This window comes from Pseudomonas sp. NBRC 111140, from assembly GCF_001320885.1.
GTDB classification, from domain to species: Bacteria; Pseudomonadota; Gammaproteobacteria; order Pseudomonadales; family Pseudomonadaceae; genus Aquipseudomonas; species Aquipseudomonas putida_P.
This window is the reverse complement of the sequence record NZ_BCBQ01000133.1, coordinates 1-11445: the sequence shown is the minus strand read 5'-3', so window position 1 is coordinate 11445 and position 11445 is coordinate 1. Positions and strand designations below refer to the sequence as shown.

The following is an 11445-nucleotide window of genomic DNA, read 5'->3' as shown; positions in this document are numbered from 1 at the left end:
ACAGCTGCGGGTCCGACAGCGGCTGGTTGTCGGCATCGGTGATGAAGAACACGTCTTCCACCCGCTCGCCGAGGGTGGCGATTTTGGCGTTCTGCAATGACAGGTCGAACTCCAGGAAAATCCGCCCCAGCCGGGCCAGCAGACCAGGGCGGTCGGGTGCAGTAATTTCGAGGATGGTCACTGGCCGCTGGGCATCGTTGAGGATGGTCACCTGCGGTGGGAAATCGAAGTGCTTGAGCTGGCGCGGCACTCGGCGCTGGATGATGGTCGGGTAGTCCTCGGGGTTGCGCAGCGCTTCGGTCAGGCCGTCGCGAATCTGCTTTACCCGCTGCGGGTTGTCGCCGATCGAGCCACCGTCGTTGTCCAGCACGATGTAGGTGTCGAGGGTGAACTGGCTGCTCGACGTGATGATGCGCGCATCGTGGATGTTCAGGTTCAGCTGCGACATGGCCGCCACCGTCACGGCGAAGAAATCGTGCTGGTCGGGGGCGTAGATGAAGATCTGCGTGCCGCCTTCGAACTCGCGCTGGGTGGTTTCCTTGATCAGTACCAGCGGCCCACCATCGGCCGGTTGCTGGAGAATTGCATCCGTGTGCCAGGCCACATCGGCGGCGTTGTGCTTGAGGAAGTAGTCGTCACCCAGCTGCGACCACAATTGTTCCACGTCGTCTGGGTCGGTGCCCTCGCGCACCAGGATATCCAGCGCTGAGGACTGGGTCTGGCGAATCTGCTCTTCGCGGTCCAGCGGGTTTTCCAGGCCGCGACGCAGGGCGCGCTTGGTCTCGGTGTACAACTGGCGCAGCAGGCTGGCTCGCCATGAGTTCCACAGGCTGGGGTTGGTGGCGTTGATATCGGCCACGGTCAGCACGTACAGGTAATCGAGGCGGGTCTCGTCGCCCACGTGCAGGGCAAAGTCATTGATCACCTGCGGGTCGGACAAGTCCTTGCGCTGGGCGGTGGTCGACATCACCAAGTGGTTTTGCACCAGCCAGACGATCAGGCGGCTGTCCCAGGCCGGCAACTGGTGGCGCTCGCAGAATTTTTGCGCGTCCACCGCGCCGATTTCCGAGTGGTCGCCCTGGCGGCCCTTGCCGATGTCGTGGTACAGGCCGGCCAGGTAGATCAGCTCGGGCTTGGGCAGGCGCCCCATGAGCTTGCTGGCCAGCGGAAATTTTTCGGATACCGGCGTGTATTGCAGCTTGCGCAGGTGCTTGATGAGGTTGAGGGTGTGCGCATCGACTGTGTAGATGTGGAACAGGTCATGCTGCATCTGCCCGACGATCAAGCCAAACTCCGGCAGGTAGCGGCCAAGGATGCCGTAGCGGTTCATCCGCCGCAGGTTGCGGTGAATGCCGATTTCGCACTTGAACAGCTCGATGAACAGGCTGGTGTTGCGGATATCGGTGCGGAACGTGTCGTCGATCAGGTGCCGGTGCTCGCGCAGCAGGCGCACGGTATCGGCACGTACGCCCTTGATTTCCGGGCGCTGGGCCATGAGCACGAAAATTTCCAGCATGGCGAACGGCGTGCGCTTGAACACGTTCGGGTTGGCCGCTTCTATATAGCCGTCATGCAGGCGGAAGCGCGCATTGAGCGGCTGGGTGCTGCCACTTTCCTCGTCGGCGAGGATGACCTCTTCGAAGTGCTGGACGATCAGGTCGCACAGCTGGCTGATGCTCATCACCACCCGGTAGTACTGCTGCATGAACTGCTCGATCGCCCGCTTGGGGTTGTCGTCGCCGTAGCCCAGCAGTGTGGCCAGGCTGCGCTGGTGGTCGAACAGCAAGCGGTCTTCGGCGCGTCCGGCAAGCATGTGCAGGGCGTAGCGTACCTTCCACAAAAAGTCCTGGGACGAGGCCAGCAGTTCATTCTCGCTTTCCAGCAAAAAGCCCTCGCCGGCCAGTGCATGCAAGTTCAGGGTGCCGTACTGGCGGCGGGCCACCCACAGCACCGTCTGGATGTCGCGCAGGCCACCTGGCGACCCTTTGACGTTGGGTTCCAGGTTGTACTCGGTATCGTTGTACTTGTGGTGGCGGGCCTTGAGCTCGGCGCGCTTGGCCAGGAAGAACTCCTTGCTCGGCCACATGTGCGCGGTGCTGGTCACCTCCAGCATGCGCTGGCGCAGGGCCTCTGGGCCGCAGATGGTGCGGCTTTCCATCAGGTTGGTGATGACCGTCAGGTCGGCGCGGGCCTGTTCGGCGCATTCGTCGACGGTGCGCACGCTTTGGCCCACTTCCAGGCCGATGTCCCACAGCAAGGTAAGGAAGCGTTCGATGGCGTCGCGGTACTGCTCGTGCTCGGCCGCGCCCAGCAGTATCAGCAGGTCGATGTCCGAGTGCGGGTGCAGCTCACCGCGCCCGTAACCGCCTACCGCGACCAAGGCGATGCCGCTTTGGTCGCCCCAGTCGAACTGGTTCCACGCCTGTTGCAGGATGTTGTCGACGAGCCAGGCGCGGGCTTCGATCAGTGGGCGGATTTCGCTACCAGCACGAAAACGCTTGTCGAGCACCTCGCCGGCCAGACGGATGGCTTTCTTGAAGGCGGCGATAGGGCTCGCCTTGAGGGCCAGTTCCGCCTGGAACTGGCCACGGTCGAACAGCTCGGGATCCACCTGGGGCATCGCGTCACATTCCTGTCGTGGGGTGGCCTGTGGGGGCGAGGTCAGGCCGAAGTGCGCGGGATGGTGTCGTCCTTGCGCAGGGTGAAGATTTCGTAGCCGGTCGCGGTCACCACCAGGGTGTGCTCCCACTGGGCTGAAAGCTTGCGATCCTTGGTAATGGCAGTCCAGCCGTCGCCCAGCACCTTGGTGTCGGCCTTGCCCTGGTTGATCATCGGCTCGATGGTGAAGGTCATGCCTTCTTTAAGCTCCATGCCGGTGCCGGCGCGGCCGTAGTGCAGGATCTGCGGCTCTTCGTGGAACACCTTGCCGATGCCGTGGCCGCAGAACTCGCGCACCACGGAGAAGCCGTTCTTTTCCGCGTGCTTCTGGATCACTTCGCCGATATCGCCCAGGCGGCAGCCCGGCTTGACCAGCTCGATGGCCTTGTACATGCACTCCTGGGTAACCTTGGACAGGCGCTCGGCCCATACCGGCACGTTACCGACGTGGAACATGCGGCTGGTATCGCCGTGGTAGCCGTCCTTGATCACGGTGACGTCGATGTTCAGCGTGTCACCGTCCTTGAGCGGTTTGTCGTTGGGGATGCCATGGCAGACCACATGGTTGATCGAGGTGCAGATCGACTTCGGGTAGCCCTTGTAGTTGAGCGGCGCCGGGATGGCCTGCTGGACGTTGACGATATAGTCATGGCACAGGCGGTCGAGCTCTTCGGTGGTAACACCGGGCTTGACGTGTTCCTCGATCATTTCCAGCACGTCGGCGGCCAGGCGGCCGGCGATGCGCATCTTCTCGATGTCTTCTGCGGTCTTGATGTTGACGGTCATTACAGGCTCTCTACAGCGCCGCATGCGGCGCGAACAAACGGGAAAGGCCGGATTCTAGCAGAGCAGGGCGGCATTCTGTCGGGATAAAGGCGGCCATGCTGCTCTCTACAGGAGGCATTTTGGCCTGTTTGACGGGGCGCTGCAAAAACCGCTGACGGACGCGACCTCATCCGGGTTTCGTTCGCTCGCGGTCTGTGGTATAACATGCGCCGCTTTCGGGGACGACCCCGTCAGCTTAAACCCACACACGTGTCGACACGATGACCTGGGTGCCCCGAGTTCTCGAATTTGCGGGTTGGTCATTGGGACGCGTGGAGGCCCAACCCGACTTATCAAGGAACTATCATGTCCCAAGTCAATATGCGCGATATGCTGAAGGCCGGTGTGCACTTCGGCCACCAGACCCGTTACTGGAACCCGAAAATGGGCAAGTACATTTTCGGCGCGCGTAACAAGATCCACATCATCAACCTGGAAAAAACCCTGCCAATGTTCAACGACGCTCTGGCGTTCGTAGAGCGTCTGGCTCAGGGCAAGAACAAGATCATGTTCGTCGGCACCAAGCGTTCCGCCGGCAAGATCGTCGCCGAGCAAGCTGCTCGCGCTGGTTCGCCATACGTTGATCACCGCTGGTTGGGCGGCATGCTGACCAACTACAAAACCATCCGCGCTTCGATCAAGCGTCTGCGCGACCTGGAAACCCAGGCCGAAGACGGCACCTTTGCCAAGCTGACCAAGAAAGAAGCCCTGATGCGTTCGCGCGATCTGGAAAAGCTGGACCGCAGCCTGGGTGGTATCAAGGACATGGGCGGTCTGCCTGATGCCCTGTTCGTGATCGACGTTGATCACGAGCGCATTGCTATCACCGAAGCAAACAAGCTGGGCATCCCGGTTATCGGCGTTGTCGATACCAACAGCAGCCCGGAAGGTGTTGACTACATCATCCCAGGCAACGACGACGCCATCCGCGCCATCGAGCTGTACATGACTTCGATGGCTGACGCCATCATCCGCGGCCGCAACAACGTTGCTGGCGGCACCGAAGTCTATGTTGAAGAAGCGGCTGCACCTGCTGCTGAGTAATAGGCGCTAGCGTCTACTTGGCACGCAAAAAGGGGGCTCTGCCCCCTTTTTGCCACCTTGAAATCCTGCTGTCAGCATCGGCCCCGCATCATGGGCGTGCTGAAATGAAAACAGCGGATTAGCAGAATTGAACGCCCGTGATCAACGGGTGGAATGGTTGAAAAACTTTCCAAGAGGATTTTGAAATGGCAGCAATTACTGCAGCGCTGGTAAAAGAACTGCGCGAGCGTACCGGCGAAGGCATGATGGATTGCAAAAAGGCCCTGGAAAAGGCCGGCGGCGACATCGAAAAAGCCATTGACGACATGCGTGCCTCGGGCGCCATCAAGGCCGCCAAAAAGGCTGGCAACGTCGCTGCTGAAGGCGCTATCGCCGTCAAGACCGACGGTAAATCCGCCGTCCTGCTGGAAGTGAACTCGCAGACCGACTTCCTGGCCCTGCAAGACGACTTCAAGAACTTCGTTGCCGAAAGCCTCGAAGAAGCCTTCGCCCAGAAGCTGACCGATGCTGCTCCGCTGATCGCCTCGCGTGAAGCTGCTCGTGAAGCCCTGGTTGCCAAGTGCGGCGAGAACGTCAACATCCGTCGCCTGGTGCGCGTTGAAGGTGACGTTGTCGGTGCCTACCTGCACGGCAACAAGATCGGCGCTGTCGTCGTTCTGAAAGGTGGTGACGTAGAGCTGGCGAAAAACATCGCCATGCACGTTGCAGCGTCGAACCCTGAGTTCCTGGATTCGTCGGAAATCTCCGCCGAGGCCATCGAGCGCGAGAAGGGTGTCTTCCTGCAGCTGAACGCCGACAAGATCGCCGGCAAGCCGGAAAACATCGTTGAAAACATGATCAACGGCCGTATCACCAAGTTCAAGGCCGAAGCCTCGCTGAAAGAGCAAGCCTTCGTCATGAACCCAGAAGTCAAGGTTGGCGAACTGGCCAAGAAAGCCGGTGCTGAAATCGTTTCCTTCACCTACTTCAAAGTAGGCGAAGGCATCGAGAAGCCAGTCGACGACTTCGCTGCTGAAGTTGCCGCTCAGGTAGCTGCTGCCAAGCAGTAAGACAGCCCCGTCTGTCGCCCCAAAGAGGCTGCCCGCTCACGCGCGCAGCCTCTTTGTCAAAACGGCAAAGGGTTTATAAGGCCCGCCGCCGCTGGCGCCAAAACGGTGCCACGCTACAGTTAGCAGGCTGCAAACAGCCCGCATGAATTTTCTAAAAGTACGCCGCAGGAGAGACTCGCAATGGCTCAGCAGGTGAGTGGTCGCCAACCTCGCTATAAACGCATTTTGCTCAAACTTAGCGGCGAGGCCCTGATGGGCTCGGAAGACTTCGGGATCGACCCGAAAGTGCTGGATCGTATGGCCCTTGAAGTTGGCCAGTTGGTAGGGATCGGTGTCCAGGTCGGCCTGGTGATCGGCGGTGGCAACCTGTTCCGCGGTGCCGCGCTCAGTGCAGCCGGCATGGACCGTGTCACCGGTGACCACATGGGCATGCTGGCCACCGTGATGAACGGCCTGGCCATGCGCGACGCGCTGGAGCGCTCGAACATCCCGGCCCTGGTCATGTCGGCCATTTCCATGGTCGGTGTCACCGATCATTACGATCGTCGCAAAGCTATTCGCCACCTCAACTCCGGGGATGTGGTAATTTTCTCCGCCGGTACTGGCAACCCGTTCTTCACCACCGACTCCGCAGCCTGCCTGCGTGCCATCGAAATCGATGCCGATGTGGTGCTGAAGGCGACCAAGGTCGATGGTGTGTACACTGCCGATCCATTCAAGGACCCGCACGCCGAGAAGTTCGATCACCTGACCTACGACGAGGTCCTGGATCGCAAGCTGGGTGTGATGGACCTGACTGCAATCGTTCTGTGTCGCGACCACGGGATGCCATTGCGGGTATTCAACATGAACAAGCCTGGCGCCCTGCTGAACATCGTGGTGGGTGGCGCTGAAGGTACTCTGATCGAGGAAGGCCAAGCATGATCAACGACATCAAGAAAGACGCGCAGGAGCGCATGACCAAGTCCCTCGAGGCCCTGGGCCGCAACCTGGCGGCAATCCGCACTGGTCGCGCGCACCCAAGCATCCTGGATACCGTCAAGGTCACTGCCTGGGGCAGCGAAATGCCGCTGAACCAGGTTGCCGCGATCACCGTCGAAGATGCTCGCACCCTGAAGATCGTCGCTCACGACAAGAACCTCAGCGCTGCCATCGAGAAGGCCATCCTTACCTCCGACCTGGGCCTGAACCCATCCAGCGCCGGTACCACCATTCGTGTGCCGATGCCGGCCCTGACCGAGGAAACCCGCAAGGGCTACACCAAGCAGGCCAGCGGTGTGGCCGAGGACGCCAAGGTAGCTGTGCGCAACGTGCGCCGCGACGCCCTGGCTGACCTGAAGAAGCTGACCAAGGACAAGGAAATCAGTGAAGACGAAGAACGTCGCGCCGCTGATGAGATCCAGAAGCTGACCGACAAGTTCGTTGCCGAAGTCGATGCTGCCTTCAAAGCCAAGGAAAAGGACCTGATGGCCGTTTAAGGCCGGGGTTTTTTAATGGAAAAGACCAAGCCAGCGGTGCCGTCCTCGGTGCCGCGTCATGTCGCGATCATCATGGATGGCAACAACCGCTGGGCGAAGAAACGCCTGCTGCCCGGCGTTGCCGGGCACAAAGCGGGTGTCGACGCCGTTCGCGCGGTCATCGAAGTCTGTGCCAAGTCCGGGGTCGAGGTGCTGACCCTGTTCGCCTTCTCCAGCGAAAACTGGCAGCGCCCCGCCGAAGAAGTGGGTGCGCTGATGGAGTTGTTTTTCTCGGCCCTGCGCCGTGAGGCCAAGCGCCTCAACGAAAACAACATCAGCCTGCGCATCATCGGTGACCGTTCGCGTTTCCACCCTGAGCTGCAGGCTGCCATGCGCGAAGCCGAGGCAGTGACCGCCGGTAACAATCGCTTCATCCTGCAGATTGCAGCCAACTACGGTGGCCAGTGGGACATCGCCCAGGCCGCCCAGCGGCTGGCGCGGGAAGTGCAAGCTGGGCACCTGCGCCCGGAAGACATCACCCCGGGCCTTTTGCAGGCCTGCCTGGCAACCGGCGAGCTGCCATTGCCGGACTTGTGCATCCGCACCGGTGGCGAGCACCGCATCAGTAATTTCCTGCTGTGGCAGCTGGCCTATGCCGAGTTGTATTTCTCCGACCTGTACTGGCCGGACTTCAAACACGAGGCCATGCGCAATGCCCTGGCCGATTTCGCTTCGCGCCAGCGCCGCTTTGGTAAGACCAGCGAGCAGGTCGAGGCTGGAGCTCGTGCTTAATGCTTAAACAACGCATCATTACTGCGCTGATCCTGCTGCCGATCGCGCTGGGCGGTTTCTTCCTGCTCAACGGTGGCGATTTCGCCCTGTTCATCGGCTTCGTGGTGACCCTCGGTGCCTGGGAGTGGGCGCGCCTTGCCGGGCTGATGGCCCAGCCGCTGCGTATTGCCTATGCCGCGGTGGTCGCCGGGGCGCTGATGCTGCTGTACATCCTTCCAGAGCTGGCGCCCTGGGTGCTGGGCGCCGCGGTGATCTGGTGGGGGCTGGCAACCTGGCTGGTGCTGACCTATCCGCGCAGCAGCGAGCTGTGGGCCAGTGCTGCCTGCCGGCTGCTGATCGGCCTGCTGGTGCTGCTGCCCGCCTGGCAGGGGCTGGTGCTGCTCAAGCACTGGCCGCTGGGCAACGGGTTGATCCTGTCGGTCATGGTGCTGGTGTGGGCTGCCGACATTGGCGCGTACTTCTCTGGGCGGGCGTTCGGCAAGCGCAAGCTGGCCCCGCAAGTCAGCCCGGGCAAGAGCTGGGAGGGCGTGTACGGTGGTCTGGCGGTCAGCCTGCTGATTACCCTGGGTGTCGGCATCAGCCGCGACTGGAGCTTTGGTCAGGTCCTGCTCGGCCTGCTGGGCGCCGCGCTGCTGGTCATGGCCTCGGTAGTCGGTGACCTGACCGAAAGCATGTTCAAGCGCCGCTCCGGCATCAAGGACAGCAGCAACCTGCTGCCCGGCCACGGTGGCGTGCTTGATCGCATCGACAGCCTGACTGCGGCAATCCCGATTTTTGCGGTGCTGTTGTGGGCTGCCGAATGGGGTGTGATGTGAGTCGTCCGCAGCGTATTACCGTGCTCGGGGCCACTGGCTCCATCGGCCTGAGCACGCTGGATGTGATCGCGCGGCACCCTGATCGCTATCAGGCGTTTGCCCTCAGTGGCTATTCGCGCGTCGACGAGCTGTTGGCGTTGTGCGTGCGTCATCGCCCGGCGTTCGCCGTGGTGCCGAGCGCCGAGGCAGCCGCAAGGCTGCGCGCAAGCCTGGCTGCAGCCGGCTGCGCCACCGAGGTGCTGGAAGGCGAGGCCGGGCTGTGCCAGGTGGCGTCGGCAGCGGAAGTGGATGCAGTGATGGCGGCCATTGTCGGTGCCGCCGGCCTGCGCCCTACGCTGGCGGCTGTCGAGGCTGGCAAGAAGGTATTGCTGGCCAACAAGGAAGCGCTGGTGATGTCGGGCGCGCTGTTCATGGAGGCAGTGCGGCGCAGTGGCGCCGTGTTGCTGCCGATCGACAGTGAGCACAACGCGATCTTTCAGTGTATGCCTGGCGACTACGCCCGAGGCTTGAGTGCCGTTGGTGTGCGCCGGATCCTGCTGACCGCTTCCGGTGGTCCGTTCCGCGAGACGCCGGTCGAGGCGTTGTTGGACGTGACCCCGGAGCAAGCCTGCGCGCACCCTAACTGGTCCATGGGGCGCAAGATTTCCGTGGATTCGGCCAGCATGATGAACAAGGGGCTCGAACTGATCGAAGCCTGCTGGCTGTTCGATGCTGCGCCGGCCAAGGTCGAGGTGGTGGTGCACCCGCAGAGCGTGATCCACTCGCTGGTCGACTATGTGGACGGGTCGGTGCTCGCGCAACTGGGCAACCCGGACATGCGCACACCGATCGCCAATGCCTTGGCCTGGCCTGAACGGATCGACTCCGGGGTCGCGCCGCTGGACCTGTTCGCCATCGCCCGTCTGGATTTCCAGGCGCCCGACGAACAACGCTTCCCTTGCCTGCGCCTGGCGCGGCAGGCTGCCGAGGCCGGCAATAGCGCGCCCGCCGTGCTCAATGCGGCCAACGAAGTGGCGGTCGAGGCATTTCTTGAGCGGCGTATCCGCTTCCCGGAGATCGCGGGTATGATCGAACAGGTACTCGACCAGGAGCCCGTCGTGCCGCTGCCGTCGCTGGACGCGGTGTTTGCCGCCGATCAGCGTGCCCGGGAGCTTTCCCGTGAGTGGCTGAGGCGTCACGGTCGCTGATGCAGGCTCGCCACGGTTCGTGAGGGGGCTGGGCGTGACACCGGCCCGCTGAACATCATTCGGAGATGGACATGACAGCGCTCTACATGATTATCGGCACCCTTGTGGCCTTGGGGGTGCTGGTCACTTTCCACGAATTCGGCCACTTCTGGGTGGCGCGCCGCTGTGGCGTCAAGGTGTTGCGTTTTTCGGTGGGCTTCGGCACGCCGCTGCTGCGCTGGCATGACCGCCACGGCACCGAGTTCGTGGTTGCGGCTATCCCGTTGGGGGGCTACGTCAAGATGCTCGACGAGCGCGAAGGCGATGTGCCGCCAGCGCTGGCTGGGCAATCGTTCAATCGCAAGTCGGTACGCCAGCGTATCGCGATCGTCGCGGCAGGCCCGATTGCCAACTTTCTGCTGGCTATCCTGTTTTTCTGGGTGCTGGCGATGCTGGGTACCCAGCAGGTCCGTCCGGTAATCGGTGCGGTCGATAGTGGCAGCCTGGCAGCATCGGCCGGTCTGACCGCGGGTCAGGAAATCGTTTCTATCGATGGCAAAGCGACCAACGGTTGGTCAGCGGTCAATCTGCAACTGGTTCGTCGCCTGGGTGAGAGCGGTACGTTGCAGGTTGGCGTGCTTGAAGAGGGCGCCAGCGCTGAGCGCCAACTGCAGGTCAAGCTGGACAGCTGGCTCAAGGGCGCTGACGAGCCGGACCCGATCCAGTCTCTGGGGCTGCACCCTTGGCGCCCGGCGATCACGCCAGTGCTTGCCGAGATCGATCCGAAGGGGCCGGCAGCCGCTGCGGGCCTGAAAACCGGTGACAAGTTGCTGGCTGTCGATGGCCAGGCCGTCACTGAATGGCAGCAAGTAGTCGACAGTGTTCGCGCCCGCCCAGATGCCAAAGTAGTGGTGCGTGTGGAGCGCGACGGTACGGCCCTGGAGCTGCCGGTGACCCTGGCCCGCAAGGGCGAGGGCAAGGCAGTTGGTGGCTATCTGGGTGCCGGGGTAAAAGGTGGCGAATGGCCTGCCAACATGCTCCGCGAAGTCAGCTACGGCCCGCTGGATGCGGTGGGTGAGGGCTTGTCGCGCACCTGGAACATGAGCGTCCTGACCCTTGAATCGCTGAAGAAAATGCTGTTCGGGGAGCTCTCGGTAAAAAACTTGAGTGGACCGATAACCATTGCTAAAGTGGCGGGCGCTTCAGCCCAGTCCGGCGTGGGGGATTTCCTGAATTTCCTGGCCTACCTGAGCATAAGCCTGGGGGTTCTTAACCTGCTGCCCATTCCAGTACTGGATGGGGGGCATTTGCTGTTTTACCTGGTCGAGTGGGCGCGCGGTCGTCCGCTATCCGATCGGGTGCAAGGTTGGGGGGTCCAGATCGGTATCAGTTTGGTCATAGGGGTGATGTTGCTCGCCCTGATCAACGATCTGGGTCGACTATAAAAGCTTCGCTCAATTGCGAACCTGCCGTTTTGTGGCGGCAGGTTGTTTATTGCCAGTTGGAATAAAAGGACTTCATGAAACGTCTGCTGCTAACTGCGGTCATGTCCGCACTGATGATCGCTGAAGTTCACGCCGAGTCCTTCACCATCTCCGATATTCGCGTCAACGGCCTGCAGCGGGTTTCCGCCGGCAGC

The 11445-nt window shown here is 61.8% G+C and carries 10 protein-coding genes and 1 pseudogene; 9 read left to right on the top strand and 2 right to left on the bottom strand.

All coding sequences use genetic code 11. The features are described from left to right. Together APH42_RS27000 and map are read right to left on the bottom strand one after the other, a co-directional pair. On the bottom strand, positions 1–2620 hold a 2620-nt coding region (locus tag APH42_RS27000; protein ID WP_060494614.1), incomplete at its 3' end, for a [protein-PII] uridylyltransferase. 41 nt (positions 2621–2661) lie between these two features. Beyond that, positions 2662–3444 carry a type I methionyl aminopeptidase gene (gene map, locus APH42_RS26995; protein WP_012270833.1) on the bottom strand — a complete coding sequence of 261 codons (783 nt, stop codon included), beginning with the start codon at positions 3442–3444 and terminating at the stop codon, positions 2662–2664. 345 nt (positions 3445–3789) lie between these two features. On the opposite strand from map, the gene rpsB reads away from it, so the two are divergent. The 9 genes and pseudogenes from rpsB to APH42_RS29645 all read left to right on the top strand — a co-directional run. Continuing rightward, positions 3790–4527 (top strand): 30S ribosomal protein S2, encoded by a 738-nt coding sequence (gene rpsB, locus APH42_RS26990; protein ID WP_012270834.1) that lies wholly within the window; start codon positions 3790–3792, stop codon positions 4525–4527. A gap of 185 nt (positions 4528–4712) precedes the next feature. Next, positions 4713–5576, top strand: a complete 864-nt coding sequence (gene tsf / locus APH42_RS26985) for a translation elongation factor Ts (RefSeq protein WP_012270835.1) — start codon at positions 4713–4715, stop codon at positions 5574–5576. Positions 5577–5756: 180 nt separating this feature from the next. Beyond that, positions 5757–6500: a UMP kinase gene (gene pyrH, locus APH42_RS26980; protein ID WP_012270836.1), complete on the top strand. Its 744-nt coding sequence runs from the start codon at positions 5757–5759 to the stop codon at positions 6498–6500. Beyond that, positions 6497–7054 carry a ribosome recycling factor gene (gene frr, locus APH42_RS26975; protein WP_012270837.1) on the top strand — a complete coding sequence of 186 codons (558 nt, stop codon included), beginning with the start codon at positions 6497–6499 and terminating at the stop codon, positions 7052–7054. The genes pyrH and frr overlap by 4 nt, the downstream gene beginning before the upstream one ends. 15 nt (positions 7055–7069) lie before the next feature. Then, a complete protein-coding gene (uppS, locus tag APH42_RS26970) occupies positions 7070–7825 on the top strand; it encodes a polyprenyl diphosphate synthase (protein ID WP_012270838.1) in 756 nt (251 codons plus the stop codon). Continuing rightward, the gene (locus APH42_RS26965; protein ID WP_012270839.1) at positions 7825–8640 is read left to right on the top strand and encodes a phosphatidate cytidylyltransferase; all 816 of its coding nucleotides are present in this window, start codon (positions 7825–7827) and stop codon (positions 8638–8640) included. The genes uppS and APH42_RS26965 overlap by 1 nt, the downstream gene beginning before the upstream one ends. Next, on the top strand, positions 8637–9827 hold the full coding sequence (gene ispC, locus APH42_RS26960; RefSeq protein ID WP_012270840.1) for a 1-deoxy-D-xylulose-5-phosphate reductoisomerase: 1191 nt from the start codon (positions 8637–8639) through the stop codon (positions 9825–9827). The genes APH42_RS26965 and ispC overlap by 4 nt, the downstream gene beginning before the upstream one ends. A 71-nt stretch (positions 9828–9898) precedes the next feature. Beyond that, a complete protein-coding gene (rseP, locus tag APH42_RS26955; protein WP_060494613.1) occupies positions 9899–11251 on the top strand; it encodes an RIP metalloprotease RseP in 1353 nt (450 codons plus the stop codon). Between the two features lie 74 nt (positions 11252–11325). Then, positions 11326–11445 (top strand): annotated as a pseudogene (locus tag APH42_RS29645) (outer membrane assembly protein); the annotation flags it as partial.